The 14,366-nt window shown below is 70.2% G+C and carries 19 protein-coding genes; 10 read left to right on the top strand and 9 right to left on the bottom strand.

Going from position 1 to position 14,366, the window contains the following annotated elements:
* Positions 1-79 precede the first annotated feature (79 nt).
* From H2Q94_RS27445 to rpmB, 6 genes are all read right to left on the bottom strand, one after another.
* Entirely contained in the window at positions 80-1,570 is a 1,491-nt protein-coding gene (locus tag H2Q94_RS27445; RefSeq protein WP_243790037.1) for a GGDEF domain-containing protein, read from the bottom strand.
* Between the two features lie 83 nt (positions 1,571-1,653).
* Positions 1,654-2,313 carry a 5,6-dimethylbenzimidazole synthase gene (bluB, locus tag H2Q94_RS27440; RefSeq protein WP_243790036.1) on the bottom strand — a complete coding sequence of 220 codons (660 nt, stop codon included), beginning with the start codon at positions 2,311-2,313 and terminating at the stop codon, positions 1,654-1,656.
* 328 nt (positions 2,314-2,641) lie between these two features.
* Positions 2,642-2,881, bottom strand: coding sequence for a 30S ribosomal protein S18 (gene rpsR, locus H2Q94_RS27435; protein WP_243790035.1), 240 nt, complete (start codon positions 2,879-2,881; stop codon positions 2,642-2,644).
* A 5-nt stretch (positions 2,882-2,886) separates the two neighbouring features.
* A complete protein-coding gene (rpsN, locus tag H2Q94_RS27430; protein ID WP_243790034.1) occupies positions 2,887-3,192 on the bottom strand; it encodes a 30S ribosomal protein S14 in 306 nt (101 codons plus the stop codon).
* 27 nt (positions 3,193-3,219) lie between these two features.
* A complete protein-coding gene (rpmG, locus tag H2Q94_RS27425) occupies positions 3,220-3,384 on the bottom strand; it encodes a 50S ribosomal protein L33 (RefSeq protein ID WP_243790033.1) in 165 nt (54 codons plus the stop codon).
* Positions 3,384-3,620: a 50S ribosomal protein L28 gene (gene rpmB, locus H2Q94_RS27420; protein ID WP_243790032.1), complete on the bottom strand. Its 237-nt coding sequence runs from the start codon at positions 3,618-3,620 to the stop codon at positions 3,384-3,386. The genes rpmG and rpmB overlap by 1 nt, the downstream gene beginning before the upstream one ends.
* 134 nt (positions 3,621-3,754) lie before the next feature.
* Between rpmB and mrf the strand changes: the two genes are divergently transcribed.
* The 9 genes from mrf (at position 3,755) to H2Q94_RS27375 (ending at position 12,547) form a co-directional block, all read left to right on the top strand.
* Positions 3,755-4,966, top strand: a complete 1,212-nt coding sequence (gene mrf, locus H2Q94_RS27415) for a ribosome hibernation factor-recruiting GTPase MRF (protein WP_243795944.1) — start codon at positions 3,755-3,757, stop codon at positions 4,964-4,966.
* 85 nt (positions 4,967-5,051) lie between these two features.
* Positions 5,052-5,303 (top strand): type B 50S ribosomal protein L31, encoded by a 252-nt coding sequence (locus tag H2Q94_RS27410; protein ID WP_243790031.1) that lies wholly within the window; start codon positions 5,052-5,054, stop codon positions 5,301-5,303.
* A gap of 13 nt (positions 5,304-5,316) precedes the next feature.
* A complete protein-coding gene (gene rpmF, locus H2Q94_RS27405) occupies positions 5,317-5,469 on the top strand; it encodes a 50S ribosomal protein L32 (RefSeq protein WP_243790030.1) in 153 nt (50 codons plus the stop codon).
* A gap of 309 nt (positions 5,470-5,778) precedes the next feature.
* On the top strand, positions 5,779-6,474 hold the full coding sequence (locus H2Q94_RS27400) for a response regulator transcription factor (protein WP_243790029.1): 696 nt from the start codon (positions 5,779-5,781) through the stop codon (positions 6,472-6,474).
* Complete coding sequence (locus tag H2Q94_RS27395; RefSeq protein WP_397545383.1) at positions 6,471-7,889, top strand: sensor histidine kinase; 1,419 nt, start codon at positions 6,471-6,473, stop codon at positions 7,887-7,889. The genes H2Q94_RS27400 and H2Q94_RS27395 overlap by 4 nt, the downstream gene beginning before the upstream one ends.
* 396 nt (positions 7,890-8,285) lie before the next feature.
* Entirely contained in the window at positions 8,286-9,131 is an 846-nt protein-coding gene (locus H2Q94_RS27390) for a DeoR/GlpR family DNA-binding transcription regulator (RefSeq protein ID WP_243790028.1), read from the top strand.
* Entirely contained in the window at positions 9,128-10,204 is a 1,077-nt protein-coding gene (gene galT / locus H2Q94_RS27385; RefSeq protein ID WP_243790027.1) for a galactose-1-phosphate uridylyltransferase, read from the top strand. The genes H2Q94_RS27390 and galT overlap by 4 nt, the downstream gene beginning before the upstream one ends.
* 141 nt (positions 10,205-10,345) lie before the next feature.
* The gene (locus H2Q94_RS27380) at positions 10,346-11,854 is read left to right on the top strand and encodes a S1C family serine protease (protein ID WP_243790026.1); all 1,509 of its coding nucleotides are present in this window, start codon (positions 10,346-10,348) and stop codon (positions 11,852-11,854) included.
* Between the two features lie 192 nt (positions 11,855-12,046).
* Positions 12,047-12,547 (top strand): MogA/MoaB family molybdenum cofactor biosynthesis protein, encoded by a 501-nt coding sequence (locus H2Q94_RS27375; RefSeq protein WP_184476585.1) that lies wholly within the window; start codon positions 12,047-12,049, stop codon positions 12,545-12,547.
* 73 nt (positions 12,548-12,620) lie between these two features.
* Here the strand turns inward: H2Q94_RS27375 and H2Q94_RS27370 are convergent, their stop codons facing one another.
* On the bottom strand, positions 12,621-13,028 hold the full coding sequence (locus H2Q94_RS27370) for an antitoxin (protein ID WP_243790025.1): 408 nt from the start codon (positions 13,026-13,028) through the stop codon (positions 12,621-12,623).
* 183 nt (positions 13,029-13,211) lie between these two features.
* Between H2Q94_RS27370 and H2Q94_RS27365 the strand changes: the two genes are divergently transcribed.
* The gene (locus H2Q94_RS27365; protein WP_397545498.1) at positions 13,212-13,400 is read left to right on the top strand and encodes a hypothetical protein; all 189 of its coding nucleotides are present in this window, start codon (positions 13,212-13,214) and stop codon (positions 13,398-13,400) included.
* A gap of 11 nt (positions 13,401-13,411) precedes the next feature.
* On the opposite strand, the gene mscL is transcribed toward H2Q94_RS27365, so the two are convergent.
* Both mscL and H2Q94_RS27355 read right to left on the bottom strand, forming a co-directional pair.
* Complete coding sequence (gene mscL, locus H2Q94_RS27360) at positions 13,412-13,903, bottom strand: large conductance mechanosensitive channel protein MscL (RefSeq protein WP_243790023.1); 492 nt, start codon at positions 13,901-13,903, stop codon at positions 13,412-13,414.
* 89 nt (positions 13,904-13,992) lie between these two features.
* Complete coding sequence (locus H2Q94_RS27355) at positions 13,993-14,313, bottom strand: CpaB family protein (protein ID WP_243790022.1); 321 nt, start codon at positions 14,311-14,313, stop codon at positions 13,993-13,995.
* Positions 14,314-14,366 lie beyond the last annotated feature (53 nt).

Genomic DNA, 14,366 nt, shown 5'->3' with positions numbered 1-14,366 from the left:
GCGGATTGTCCACGCGCGGTCAAGGAATCCGCGTCATGCTCGGCGGGGTCGAAGGGCGCAGCGGACATGGCCGCCGATCCTAACCGCCCTGGATCTGCGGCCGATCACATTCCGGATCACCGGTGTCGATCTCCACCCGGTTCCGGCCTGCGCGTTTCGCCCGGTACAACGCGATGTCCGCGGCCGCGAACAGGTGATCCAGCTTCGCGGGGCCACCGGCGACCCCGATGCTCACCGTCGGTGGCTTCCTGGTGCGGCCTAGCACCAGGCGCCAGTCGTGCCGGTCCACGGCCGCCCGGATCCGCTCGGCGACTAGCGGGCCGGCGTGGCGGGAGCCCTCCGCGTCGTCCACCAGCAGCACCACGAACTCGTCGCCTGCCCAGCGGCAGAGCAGATCGTCGGCACGGCACTCGCGTCGCAACAAGTGCGCGACTTCCTGCAACGTCGCGTCACCGGCAGCATGACCTGCAAGATCGTTGACATCTTTGAACCAGTCCACGTCGAGCAGCACCAACCACGGGATCCGGCCTTGAGCCGCCGTGGTCTCCAGCAGGACCGGTGCCTGGCGTTGCAGACCGAGGCGGTTGACCAGGCCGGTCAACGGATCCCGCACCGCGGCCTCTTGCGCGGCCGTCGCCATCCGCTGCGCCTGCACCGCCACCCGGCGCTGCTCCAACGCCTGGCCCAAGCCCTCCTGCAAGGCCTCCACCGCGATGCCGCTCGCCCGCACCGTGCGGCGCAACGCCGCAGCCTCACCCACCGAGTCGCCGAGCTGAACGCAGATCGCCGCCAAATCCAGCGAGTACCGCATCATCTGCATCGTGTCGCCGATGCTCTCGGCGTTGTCCAGGGCGCGGCTGGCGAAGGTCCGCGCCTCCTGCAGATCGCCCTCGTCCCGGTGGACCACGGCCAGCACCCAGTTCGCCACCGCCAGGCAGAACCAGTCCTCGGCCTGCTTGCTCAATTCCAGGGAACGCCGGGCGAGCCGAGCCGCCTCCGGCAGCCGCCCCAGTCCTGCCAGCGCTCGGGCGCCGCCGGCCAGCGCCACCCGCTGCAGCTGGCCCTTGTCGACCACCAGCAACGCCTCGTCGAACAGGTCGCGGGCCGTGGTGAACAGCTGCTCCACCGACTCAGAGTCCCTCGCCACCGATCGGAAGATCAGCGCACTGGCCTGGCGCACCAGGCAATGCGCCAGCGTTTCCGGATCACCGGACTTGCGGGCCACCTGAACGCCGAGGGTCATCAGTTCCAACGCGGACGCGCGGTGCCCGATCGTCTCCAGCAGATTGCCCAGGATGCTGATGGTCTGAGCTGCGGACTTGCCCGCGGGTTGGTCCGAATCCAGTTCGGTCCAGCCCTCCGCGGCCAGTTCGAGTGCTTGCGGAATCCGGTTGAGCCGCCACGACAACCACGCCCGGTGCACCAGCACCGTCGCCCGGTTCCACTGCTCGTCGACCCGGTTCACCCCGGCGGCGATGAGTTCGTCGAACGCCACATCGGCCTCGTGCAGGCGGCCGGAGTCCAGCAGCAGCCGCACGCGACGATCCTGCGCGGGGATGTGCCCCGACATCAACGAATCATCCTGTCGCACGGCGTCTCCGAGATCGTGTCCTCGTGCCCCGTTCCCCGCGTTCTGCTTCAGGCTACCGGGGGCTAGGCGCGTCGGTACTTGTCGTGATGAACCACGTCCTCCAGCGGGGCCCGCCGTCGCCAGCCGTGCCGCTCCAGGTCGGGCGTCTCCGCGAGAGCGTGCACCGGGCCGACGCAGAGCCACGCGACGGGCCGCACACCGCTGGGGATGTCCAGCAACCTGCGCAGGAAGTCCTCCCGGTAGAAGCTCACCCAGCCCACGCCGAGGCCTTCGGCGGTGGCGGCCAGCCACAGGTTCTGGATGGCCAGGCACACCGAGTACAGGCCCGCGTCGGCGATGGCGTGCCTGCCGAGCACGGCGGGTGAGCCCCGGTCCGGGTCGTAGGTGACCGCGATGCCGAGGCCGGACTCGACGATGCCCTCCACCTTGATCTTGGAGAAGGTCTCGGCGCGCTCACCGCTGAGTTCGTCGGCGAACACGGTGCGTTCGGCGAGCACGTGTTCGCGGAAGGCCCGGCGGGTGGACTCGTCGCGGACCAGCACGAAATCCCACGGCTGGCTCAGGCCCACGCTGGGCGCGCTGTGCGCGGCCGTCAGCACCCTGCGCAGCACGTCGGCGGGGATCTCGCCGCCAGTGAACTCGGAACGGACGTCGCGGCGGCGCTGCAGCACGTCGTAGAGGTCGGCCGCGGGCATCGGGTCGGTGGATCGAGCGGTGGTCATTGGCTCGATCCTGCCGTGTTCCGGCCTCCGGCCGTGATGGTGGGGAGCACATCGGGACCTTCGATGACCCGCTGTGCACGGCACGGCACCCGCCGGTGCGGCTGGAACGACCGCTACCGGGACGGCCTGTGCACGAATCCACGGTCAACAGGATGATCGTCTTGTCAGCGGTGCAGCCGCTGAGCAGTGACCACCCGAGCAAAAAGGACCACCGGCGGGTTCTCAGCGGCTTCCTCGTGGGGAACCACTCGGGTAATGGATCCCGCGGCGAGGAAGCCACTGAGAACCCGATGAGCGACCCGCTGTGCAGGCCGCTCAGCAAAGATCCCTAGCGCTTGGCGGGGCCGGGGTAGGGGAGCAGGGCCATCTCGCGGGCGTTCTTGATCGCGTTCGCGACCTCGCGCTGTTCCTGCATGGTCAGCCCGGTGACTCGCCGGGAGCGGATCTTGCCGCGGTCGGAGAGGAACTTGCGCAGCAGGGCGGTGTCCTTCCAGTCCACCTCGATGACGCCCTCCTTCTGCAGCAGGTTCTGCTTGCGGCGGGGCGGCCGCTGGGCGTTCTTCGGCATCGTGATCACCAACTCGACTTGGTCACGCCGGGCAGCTCACCGTTGTGCGCGAGCTGGCGCAGGCGCACCCGGGAGAGCCCGAACTTGCGGAAGTAGCCGCGCGGCCTGCCGTCGACGGCGTCGCGGTTGCGAACGCGGGTCGCGCTGGCGTCGCGCGGCTGGCGGGACAGTTCCGCCACGGCGGCGGCGCGCTGCTCGGGGGAGCCGTCCGGCGCGGAGATGATCTTCTTGAGTTCCGCGCGCCGCTCGGCGTGCCGGGCCACGATCACCTTGCGCTGCTCGTTGCGGACGATCTTGGACTTCTTGGCCACCTGGCCTCCTTCGGGTAGTCGAGCGCCTCAGCGCTCTTCGCGGAACTCCACGTGCCCGCCCACCACGGGATCGAACTTGCGCAGCCGCAGCCGATCCGGGTTGTTGCGGCGGTTCTTCCTGGTCACGTAGGTGAATCCGGTGCCTGCGGTGGACCGCATCTTGATCACCGGACGGATGTCGTTGCTCGCCATCAGACGCGCTCCCCGCGGGCTCGGATCTCGCCGACGACGGACTCGATGCCGCGCTTGTCGATGGTCTTGATGCCCTTCGTCGACACCCGCAGGCGGATCCAGCGGTTCTCCGACGGCAGCCAGTACCGGCGCCGCTGCACGTTGGGCAGCCAGCGGCGGTTGGTGCGCACGTGCGAGTGCGACACCTGCTTGCCGTAGCCGGGTTCCTTCCCGGTCACTTGGCAGCGAATGGACACAGCAGCCTCCTGGTAACGACATTCGTTTTCAGTAAGGGTAGCGTGTCGCGGCAGCAGATGAAAACCGTTCCTGATTGGGGCCGCAGGTGGGCAACAGAACCGAACCGTCCCGGACCGCCGGAGTGCCGCTGATCATGGTGGCCGGGCTGCACGAAGAACACGTCGCGGCGACCGCCGAATCCGTCCGCGCCACCGACCCGCACGGCACCGCCGTCGTCCACCACGACCTGCGCGAAGTCACCGGCGGAGTCGTCCGCCGCCGCCTCCGGCAAGGCGACTCCGAGCAGCTCACCGTGCTCGAACTCGCCCACGGCTGCGTCTCCTGCACGCTGCGCGAGGACTTCCTGCCGCTGCTGCGCAGGCTCGCCGCCGCGCCCGACGTGCGGCGCATCGTCGTGCGCCTCGACCCCTCCCTGGAACCCGAGGCGATCTGCTGGGCCATCGAGCACGTCGTCGTCGACTCGACGCCGGTCGCCGAGGACGTCGAGATCCAGGCCGTCGTCGCGGCCGTCGACGTGCCGAGCTGGCTCACCGACGCGGGCGGCGACGAGCCGCTCTACGAACGCGGTCTCGCGGGCAGTCCCGACGACGAGCGCACCATCGCCCAAGTCGGCGTCGGACAGGTCGAGTTCGCCGACGCCGTTGTTCTCGCGGGCGACGCCGACCGCTGGCCGACCGTGCGCACCGAAGCCGTGATCCACCGGCTCACTCCCGCCGCACCGCTCGCCGGGCTCGGCGGCCTCGACCTGCCCGCGCTGCTGCGCCGCATCCCGGACAACGCCCGGCGCGGCGAGGTCGACGGCGCGCACGGACCGCTGCTGCGCGGGCAGCCGCCGCTGGATGACGAAGCCGGAGTCTCCGTCGTGGTCTTCGAGCAGCGTCGCCCGTTCCACCCGGAACGCCTGCACGACGCGCTGGACGTGCTGCTCGACGGAGTCGTGCGCACCCGCGGGCGGGCCTGGGTCGCCAGCCAGCCGGACACCGCGCTGTGGCTCGAATCCGCGGGCGGCGGCCTGCGAGTCGGGCACGCCGGGCCGTGGCTGGCGACCCAAACTCCCGAACAGTGGGCCGAAGCGGACCCGGAACGCCAGGTCAAGGCCTCGCTGAACTGGGACGACTACTACGGCGACCGGATGCAGGAGCTCGTGGTCATCGCGCACGAGGCGAACCCCGGCGACATCCGGAACGCGCTGCTGGCCGCCCTGCTCACCGACGACGAACTCGCCCTCGGTGACACCGCGTGGCGTGAATTCCCGGACCCGTTCGGCGAATGGCACGAAGACCCGTGCGCCGAAGACGAACCGGAACAGGCGCCGGCGTCGCGCGAACGCGGCGGCGACCGGTGAGAACCCGCACCGCGGGCATGAGCAGGCGATGCCGCGGGGTAACCCCGGCAGGCGAACCCGCTCACGAAACACGAGGAGGAAACACGTGAAACCGAACATCCACCCCGAATACGGCCCGGTCGTGTTCCAGGACCGCTCCACCGGAACCCGGTTCCTGACGCGCTCGACGGCCACCTCGGAGGACACCGTCACCTGGGAGGACGGTGCCACCTATCCGCTGATCGTCGTCGACATCACCGCCGATTCGCACCCGTTCTGGACCGGCAACCAGCGAGTCCTCGACAGCGAAGGCCGAGTCGAGAAGTTCCGCCGCCGCTACGGCGACCGCGCACGTTAAGGAGAGCACCCGCATGGCCGTTCCGAAGCGGAAGATGTCCCGCAGCAACACCCGGCACCGGCGTTCGCAGTGGAAGGCGACCGCGCCCGAACTCGTGCCGATCGTCGTCGAAGGCGAGCGCAAACTCGTCCCGCGCAACCTGATCCGGTACTTCCAGCAGCGCTGAACGCTCCGTGTTCGGCCTTGATCTGCGCGGGTGTCCGGGTAGCGGAACCTCAGCGGCCTTCTCGCGGCCGTCCTCGCGAGAAGGCCGCTGAGAACCCTCGGTGGTCCGGCTGCGCAGGTGGTCGCTGCTCATCGGCTCCGCCGCTGACAAGGCGGCTCCCGGGCACGTGGAGCAACGGCACGCGCGACCGGTCGCAGGTCGTACGCCCGAGTGCACGAAGCGGCGGTCCGGGCGGCGTCGGTCACATCCGGGCGGGGAGGGGCGGTCGGTTCTCAGGTCCTTCTCAGGGCTTCGCGTAACACTGTCCGCATGCGCATCCTCGTCGTCGACGACGATCGGGCCGTGCGCGAGTCGCTTCGTCGCTCGTTGCAGTTCAACGGCTACCAGGTGGAACTCGCCGCGGACGGTCAACAGGCCCTGAACTGGCTGGCCGACCAGCGGCCCGACGCGATGGTCCTGGACGTGATGATGCCGCGCTTGGACGGCCTGGAGGTGGCGCGCAGGTTGCGCAGCACCGGCGACGACCTGCCGATCCTGGTGCTCACCGCCCGCGATGCCGTGTCCGACCGGGTCGCAGGTCTCGACGCGGGAGCCGACGACTACCTGCCGAAACCGTTCGCGCTCGAAGAGCTGCTGGCTCGGCTGCGCGCCCTGCTGCGCCGCGCCTCACCGGCCGAGGACGACGGCTACGACAGCCCGCCCGCACTGCACTTCGCCGACCTCGACCTCGATCCCGGCACCCGTGAAGTGCGCCGGGGCGAGCGCCCCATCAGCCTCACGCGCACCGAGTTCGCGCTGCTGGAACTGCTGATGGCGCACCCGAAGCAGGTCCTGACCCGCAGCCGCCTGCTGGAGGACGTGTGGGGTTACGACTTTCCGACCTCGGGAAACGCCCTGGAGGTCTACATCGGATACTTGCGCCGCAAGACCGAGACCGAAGGTGAACCACGCTTGATCCACACCGTGCGCGGCGTCGGCTACGTGCTCCGCGAGACCCCGCCGTGATCGCTCCCGCTCCACCGCCACCCGGCGCGACCACCGACGGCGAACCCGCCGGCCAGGCCCGGTTACAGCGCATCTCGCTGCGCAACCGGGTCACGCTGCTCGCCGCGATGTGCGTGGCCGGAGCCGTCGCCCTCGTCTCGCTCGGCGCGTTTTTCACCGTGCGCGACAGCCTGTACGAGCAGCTCGACGACGGCCTGCTGCGGCGTGCCGTCGAAGCCGAGGCGGGGCCGCTGATCACCTCGCCCGCCGGGTTGCAGGGCGTGCCGGTGGCGTTCTACTCGGCGGCGAACCTGCAGATCAGCGTGCTCTACCCGAACGGCGCGGAGCTGGCGCCGAGCAAGCGGCCGCCCTCCGGTCCGCTGGAACTGGCCGTGGCGCAGGGAAAACTGCCGAAGTCCATCCGCACCGATGACGCCACCGACACCCGCATCGTGGCCGTTCCCGCGGACAACGGCGCGCTGGTGATGGCGCAGTCGCTCGGCCCGACGAAGGCGACGCTGGCGCAGCTGAGCCTGGTGCTGGTCGTGATCGGCGGCGCGGGGATCCTGCTCGCCGCCGCCGCGGGCACCGCCGTGGCCAGCGCCGGACTGCGCCCCGTGCAGCGGCTCAACGCGGCCACCGAACGCGTCGCGCTGACCGGGGACCTGCGGCCGATTCCGGTGTCCGGGGACGACGAGCTCGCCAGGCTCACCACCTCGTTCAACGACATGCTCGGCGCGCTGGCCGAATCCCAGGAACGGCAGCGAAGACTCGTCGCCGACGCCGGGCACGAGCTGCGCACGCCGCTGACCTCGTTGCGCACCAACCTGGAACTGCTGATGGCCGCCGCGCAGCCGGGGGCGCCCGCACTGTCCGAACAGGACCGCGAGGAGATGTTCGAGGACGTGCGCGGCCAGATCACCGAGCTCTCCGCGCTCGTCGGGGACTTGGTGGAACTGGCCAGGGAGGACGCCCCGCAGGCCGTGCACGAACCGGTCGAGCTGGTCGACGTGGTCGAACGGGCGCTGAACCGGGCGCGCAGGCGCGCGGGTCCCGTCGAGTTCGACGTGCGGTTGCAGCCGTGGTCGATGATGGGCGACGCCACGGCGCTGGAGCGCGCGGTGCTGAACCTGCTGGACAACGCGGCGAAGTGGAGTCGCGACGGCGGCACGGTCCGGGTCGGCATGTACGCCGACGGCGCGGGTTCGGTGGTGCTGGAGGTCGCCGACAGCGGACCGGGCATCGCCGAGGCGGACCGGCCGCACGTGTTCGAGCGGTTCTACCGGTCGTCGCTGGCGCGGACCTTGCCCGGTTCGGGGCTCGGCCTGTCGATCGTCAAACAAGTGGCGGAGCGACACGGCGGCAGCGTCTGGGCCGGTGCCGCGCCGGAGGGCGGCGCGTTGCTGCGGATGATCCTGCCGGGGCACGTGGCGTGAGCTCGCACGGCCGCGCGGCGGTGCGGCTCGATCGAGTGCGCGGACTGCTCCGGTCGGCGGCGCTGCTCGGCTGATCGGCCGGGCCGATGGTGACCTGTTTCGCGGGCGTTGGTGCCCGCGTGTGATCCTCGTACGGTCCGGAAGAGTTCAATCGGAGCAATCTGCCCGAAAATCCAACAGCATCGAACACATTTGGTGATCACTTTCGGTGGATGCCCGGATTTTCCCGGTGAGTCATTGCGGGTATTGTTGGTTCATGTTGACTTGACTCGTCAAGTTCGCAGCTTCCGCATGACGCGGCTTCGCCATGAAGCGGCGGCCTCATGAACAGGACGCGCACCGACGCAGTGCCGCCCGGAGACGAGCGATCCGGGTCGGCTGGATGGGACGGGTGGAGTGCTCGCACGCCAACGCCAGGAAGTGATCCTCGACGAGGTGCGGCGCACCGGCGCCGTGCAGGTCAGTGAGCTCGTGCTGCGGCTCGGCGTCTCCGACATGACCATCCGGCGCGACCTCGACGCCCTCGCCCGCCAAGGACTCGTCGAGAAGGTCTACGGCGGCGCCACCACCACCCTCGGCCGCAGCACCGACGAACCGGGCTTCGAAGCCAAATCCGTTCGCCAGCTCGCCGAGAAGGAAGCCATCGCACGCGCCGCGGCCGGTCTCGTCCGGCCCGGCACCGCCATCGGCCTGTCCGCCGGGACCACCACCTGGACCCTCGCCCGGCACCTCGACGACATCCCGGACCTGACGGTCGTGACCAACTCGGTCCGCGTCGCCGACGTGCTCCAGCAGCGCGGCCGCACCGATCGGACCGTGGTCCTCACCGGCGGCGTCCGCACCCCGTCGGACGCCCTCGTCGGCCCGGTCGCGGTGCAATCGCTGCGCGCCCTGCACCTGGACCTGGTGTTCCTCGGCGTGCACGGCATGGCGCCGCGCGCCGGATTCACCACGCCGAACCTCAACGAAAGCGAAACGAACCGCGCGCTGGCCGAAGCGGCCAGCAGGCTCGTGGTGGTCGCCGACCACGCGAAGTGGTCCACGGTCGGCATCTCCACCATCGTCGACTTCGCCGAAGTCGACGTCCTGATCAGCGATGACGGCCTGCCCGCCGACGCCAGGCAACTGCTCGCGGAGCAGGTGCACGAGCTGGTGATCGCCGAGCCGGTGCTCACCGCGGAGTCCACAGCAGACAAGCCCGGCCCCGAACGGGCCGGCGGCGATCAGGAGGTCGCGCGGTGAAGCGCACCGTTCGGGAACTGGCCGACGGCAGGCAGATCCACTACTTCGACACCGATCCGGAGCGCGTGCGCGAAGCGGTGGACACCCGCGACCTGCCGCCGCGCCCCCCGGTCTCCGAGATGCGGCGGGATCCGCTGACGGGGGAGTGGGTCGCGATGGCCGCCCATCGCCAGACCCGCACCTACAAGCCACCGGCCGACCAGTGCCCGCTGTGTCCGAGCACGCCCGGCAGGCCCACCGAAATCCCCGAGCCCGATTACGAAGTCGCGGTCTTCGAGAACCAGTTCCCGTCCTTCGCCGCCGCCGCACCCGATCCGTCCACAGTGGATGAAATGCCGATGGTGCCGACCGGTCCCGCGCGCGGGCGCTGCGAGGTCGTGTGCTTCACCTCCGACCACAACACCTCGTTCGGCCAGCTCACGCCCGCGCAGGTGCGGACCGTCGTGGAGGCGTGGGCCGACCGCACCGCCGCGCTCGCCGAAACACCCGGCGTGGAACAGGTCTTCTGCTTCGAGAACCGGGGCGAGGAGATCGGGGTGACGCTGCACCACCCGCACGGCCAGATCTACGGGTACCCGTTCGTCACGCCCAAGACGGAGCGGATGCTGCGCACCGCCGAGGAATACCGAGCGGAACACGGCAGGCCGCTGCTCGGAGACGTGCTCGCCGCTGAACGCGCCTCGGGCCGCCGGGTGATCGTCGAATCCGAGCACTGGACCGCGTACGTGCCCGCCGCCGCCCGCTGGCCCGTCGAAGTGCACGTCGTGCCGCACCGGCAGGTTCCGGACCTCGTGGCGCTCACCGACGAGGAACGCGACGACTTCGCCACGACCTACCTGGAAGTGCTGCGCCGCCTCGACGGCCTGTACGACCGCCCGCTGCCCTACATCGCGGCCTGGCACCAGGCCCCGGCCCGGACCGGCCGCGACCTGTCCTGGCTGCACCTGGAGCTGTTCTCCGTGCTGCGGTCGGCGGACAAGCTGAAGTACCTCGCCGGCTCGGAGTCCGGCATGGGCGTGTGGGTCAACGACGTCACCCCGGAGCAGATCGCGGACCGCCTCCGCACGCAGTGAAACCGCGCTACGCGGAGTGAGTGGCAGCGGCCGCCGAACCCTCGTTCAGGGCACGCGGGATGAGGCGCTGTCGATATTTCGTCGGACACTCCACAGGCGGGTCTCAGGCGGTTCTCAGCTGAATGCCCCAAAGTGGGGAACATGAGCGACCAGCCCCAGCGCGGCTCGGGCGAACCGTCCGAGGAACCGCGGCAGCAGGACAGCAGCGGAACGGCCCACATTCCGCAGGAGACGGGCGACACGCCGCCTGCCGGGGCGTTCGAGCAGTCCGCAGTCCAGCAGTCGGCGTCTCAGCAGGGACCCCAGCAGCCCGGAGCCCAGCAGCCCGGAGCCCAGCAGCAGGGACCCCAGCAGCCCGGCCAGTCCAGCGACGCGGCGTACGGATACCCGGACCAGCAGCCCGGCGGCTACGCCGCCACCCAGCAGCAGCCCGGTCCCTACAGCGGCTACGAGCAGCAGGGCATCGGCGGCACCACGGGCGGGCAGTACCCGCACATGGGTCCGCCGCACCAGCACCACGGCTGGTACCAGCAGCCGATGGGCACCGTGCCCGTGCAGCAGAACCGGGCGGGCAAGCGCAACGGACTCGTCGCCACGGCTCTGGTCGGAGCGTTGGCGATCGGCCTCATCGGTGGTGGCGTCGGCGGATTCGTCGGCTACCAGCTGGGTTCCTCCGGCTCCGAATCGCAGGCCACCAGCCTCGAACAGCAGCCGCCCGCACGCAGCGCCAGCGCCGCCCCGGAAGGGTCGGTGCAGGGCGTGGCGCAGAAGGTGCTGCCGAGCGTCGTGCAGCTGCAGATGCAGAGCGCGCAGGGCTCCGGTGAGGGCTCCGGCATCGTGCTCAGCCAGGACGGCTACATCCTCACCAACGCCCACGTCGCCGAAGGCGCGAGCCAGGGCAAGCTGACGGCGATGTTCCACGACAACCGGTCCGCCTCGGTCCGGGTCGTCGGTTCCGACCCCAGGTCCGACCTCGCCGTGGTCAAGGCCGACATCACCGGCCTGACGCCCGCCGAACTGGGGCGCTCCGACGATCTGCCCGTCGGCTCGCCCGTCGTCGCGATCGGCTCTCCTTTCGGCCTGTCCGGCACGGTGACCAGCGGCATCGTCAGCGCGAAGGACCGGCCGGTGCGAGCGGGCGGCCAGAGCGGCGACCAGGAAACCGTGCTCAACGCCCTGCAGACCGACGCCGCGATCAACCCCGGCAACTCGGGCGGTCCGCTGGTCGACATGGACGGACGGGTCGTCGGCATCAACTCGGCCATCTACAGCCCCGGCTCCGGGCAGGAGCAGGGCGGTTCGGTCGGGCTCGGCTTCGCCATCCCGGTCGACCAGGCGCAGCGCATCGCCAAGGAGCTCAAGGACACCGGCTCGGCCACCCAGACCACGCTGGGCGTCAGCATCATGAGCGCACCCCAGGGCGGTGCCGTGGTGCACGAGGTGGTGCCGAACGGTCCGGCGCAGCAGGCGGGCCTCCAGAACGGCGAACTGATCACCAAGTTCGACGGCCGGTTCATCGAGGATGCGGACACGCTCGTCGCGACGGTGCGTGCGCACCAGCCGGGACAGAAGGTCCAGGTGACCTTGGCCGGCGCGAACGGTGGCGGTGAGCGGACGGTGGACGTCGTGCTCGCCGGCCAGAAGGGCTGATCATCGACCCGGCCGCCGTGGCGGCCATTCCCGAACGGCCCACCGGGCCGCGGTGACAAGGAGAACGCGACAGATGTCCGAACGAAACGGTCATGTCATTCCGCACCGGCCTCACCAGGACCGAGCTCGGCTGGTCGAGCCCGGCGGGTCACTGGATCTCCCCCGGAACTCCTTGCCACTACGGTGAACGGCATGGAACGCAGCGCGCAGCGGCTGGGACGCGCCCTGGTGGTCGTGGTGGACGACCGGGCCGCGCAGGGCGAGCAGGAGGACAGCATCGGTCCGCTGGTGACCGAACTGCTGGAGGAAGCCGGATTCATCGTGGACGGAACCGTCGCGGTGGCCGGGGAGACGGTGGACATCCGCAACGCGCTGAACACCGCGGTGATCGGTGGGGTGGACGTGGTGATCACGGTCGGCGGCACGGGGGTGTCACCTCGGGACGTCACGCCGGACGCCACATCTGGTGTGCTGGACATGCCGGTGCCCGGTATCGCCGAGGCGTTGCGGGCGTCGGGGCTGGCCGCCGGAGCGGTCGACGCCGGTGTCTCGCGCGGGCTCGCGGGAGTGTCCGGCAGCACGCTGGTGGTGAACCTGGCCGGGTCGAGGGCCGCGGTTCGCGACGGGATGGCGACGTTGTCGCCGCTGGTGACGCACGTGATCGAGCAGCTGTCGGGGCTCGAACAGGCCTGACTTTCGCATCGGCACAACGGTGGCGGCTCCCTGGACGGGTGCCGCCACCGTCGTCGTTTCGGGGAGCGTGCAATCAGGCCGAGGGCTTTCCGGGGCCGTCGCCGTCCGGCTTGCGCGGCGTCTCACCGGGCTGCGCCGAGCCGGGTCCTGCGGAATCGGCGCCGGGCGAACCCGTGCTCGAAGAACCGGTGGCCGAGGAGCCAGGTCCTGCGGAGCCGGTGCCGGAGGTGCCCGGCTGCGCGGTACCGCCCGAGCCGTCCGCGCTGCCCCCAGAGCCCTCCTGGTCGCGCTTGAGCACGCCTTCGACCTTGCTGCTCACGTTCTCGATCTGGTCGTGGTACTTGCCGCCGGTGGCCTTGTCCAGCTTCGACTTGGCGGCGTCCAGCCCCTTCGTGGCGTTCGGACCCGCCTTGTCGGCGAGCTCGCCCGCCTTGTCCTTGGCCTGATTGGCGAGGTCCTTCGCCTTGTCCATGAAGCTCATCCGCTGCCTCCAGGTGGCTTTGCCGCTGTCGGCGGCCGGAACGCCGTGCTGCCGTGCGGCCCGAAGCCGCGGGGATCGCGCGTCCCGGCCGTCACCGGGGACTCCCCGGGTGCGCGACCCATGGTGGCATCACGATCTTGACGGAGGAAGCGAGCCGTGGTCCGTCGTCCGCACTTCCCCAGGATGGGGGACGATGGTGAGGTGACGGAAACCGAACGGCAGCGCAAACGCCGCCTCGCGGAGATCTTCGGCGAGGTGCTCCCGCAGACCACTTCCGACGAACGATCGGAGGGGCCGGACCGTCGAGAAGGTGATCAGCGGGAGACCGAGCGCTGGTACCGGGAGAACCGGCCGCCGCACCACGGCGGCTGACTCCGCCGGCGTCAGTTCTTGCTGGCGTCGCCGTTCGAGGACTTCGCGGCGACCGAGGTGCTCGTCGTGCTCGTCGTCTCGTCCACCTCGTACAGGCCCTTCACCATGGGCAGGCCCTGCTCGCGGCGCAGCAGGTCGCGGATCTCCAGCAGCAGCTCCACGTCGGTGGGCTCCGACTGGCCTTCTTCCTCCCCCTTCTTGCGGCGCTCCTGGATCTTCTGCATCGGCATGACGAACAGGAAGTACACGACCGCGGCGGTGATCAGGAACGTGATGATCGAGTTGATCACCACGGCGAAGTCGATGATCGAGGCGTCGTTGCCTGCGCGGATCTGGAACGACAGCCCGGTCACGTTGGATCCGCCGGTCGCGGCGATCACGGGCTTGATGACGCTCGTCGTGACCGCGGTGACCAGCGCGGTGAACGCGCTGCCGACGACGACCGCGACCGCGAGGTCGATCACGTTGCCTCGCATCAAGAAGTCCTTGAAGCCCTTGAGCACGGCATACTCCTTTGTTCGTCCGAAAGTGCCCGAGACCGTCCCGGGCGGTGGAGCCGCGGAAGCCGATCGGGAGGCATCCATGCGGCTGCTCAGCGGAGGGTAACGGTGACCGAATGGATCAATGACGCTCCGGCCACCACCGAGGCCCGTTGCTCCGGAATTCCGACGAGCACGAGTCGTCCCTGGTCCGCGCCGTCTCCGGCGGCGTGCACGGCGAGCACCGGCACGCGCTCGGCCAGCACCGAGCCGGCGGCGGAGTGCTCCGGAGTTGTGACCAGGTCCACCCGTACGCCGGGTCGCAGCAGGTCGGCCACGGCCGGGTCGGCGAGCCGGACGGGTACCGCTACCTGACCGGGATCCGGCGACGCGCCTGCGGTGGCCTGCGCTGACTCGGCGTCGACGAGGTTCACCTGTTCTCCGGGAGTACCGGTGGGCAGCACGGCGAGCGCACCGGCCAGCGCGA

The sequence above is a fragment of the Saccharopolyspora gloriosae genome (assembly GCF_022828475.1).
GTDB classification, from domain to species: Bacteria; Actinomycetota; Actinomycetes; order Mycobacteriales; family Pseudonocardiaceae; genus Saccharopolyspora_C; species Saccharopolyspora_C gloriosae_A.
The sequence above is the reverse complement of the archived record's forward strand: the minus strand, read 5'-3'. Positions and strand labels throughout refer to the sequence as shown.

What these genes read in the sequence shown, in the direction of transcription:
- mrf (WP_243795944.1), top strand. Translation starts at nt 3,755, where the DNA reads ATGGTGGCCGGGCTGCACGAAGAACACGTCGCGGCGACCGCCGAATCC.
- H2Q94_RS27400 (WP_243790029.1), top strand. Translation starts at nt 5,779, where the DNA reads ATGCGCATCCTCGTCGTCGACGACGATCGGGCCGTGCGCGAGTCGCTT.
- H2Q94_RS27365 (WP_397545498.1), top strand. Translation starts at nt 13,212, where the DNA reads ATGGGGGACGATGGTGAGGTGACGGAAACCGAACGGCAGCGCAAACGC.
- H2Q94_RS27380 (WP_243790026.1), top strand. Translation starts at nt 10,346, where the DNA reads ATGAGCGACCAGCCCCAGCGCGGCTCGGGCGAACCGTCCGAGGAACCG.
- H2Q94_RS27375 (WP_184476585.1), top strand. Translation starts at nt 12,047, where the DNA reads ATGGAACGCAGCGCGCAGCGGCTGGGACGCGCCCTGGTGGTCGTGGTG.
- bluB (WP_243790036.1), bottom strand. Translation starts at nt 2,313, where the DNA reads ATGACCACCGCTCGATCCACCGACCCGATGCCCGCGGCCGACCTCTAC.
- H2Q94_RS27370 (WP_243790025.1), bottom strand. Translation starts at nt 13,028, where the DNA reads ATGAGCTTCATGGACAAGGCGAAGGACCTCGCCAATCAGGCCAAGGAC.
- rpmF (WP_243790030.1), top strand. Translation starts at nt 5,317, where the DNA reads ATGGCCGTTCCGAAGCGGAAGATGTCCCGCAGCAACACCCGGCACCGG.
- H2Q94_RS27445 (WP_243790037.1), bottom strand. Translation starts at nt 1,570, where the DNA reads ATGTCGGGGCACATCCCCGCGCAGGATCGTCGCGTGCGGCTGCTGCTG.
- rpmG (WP_243790033.1), bottom strand. Translation starts at nt 3,384, where the DNA reads ATGGCGAGCAACGACATCCGTCCGGTGATCAAGATGCGGTCCACCGCA.
- rpsR (WP_243790035.1), bottom strand. Translation starts at nt 2,881, where the DNA reads ATGCCGAAGAACGCCCAGCGGCCGCCCCGCCGCAAGCAGAACCTGCTG.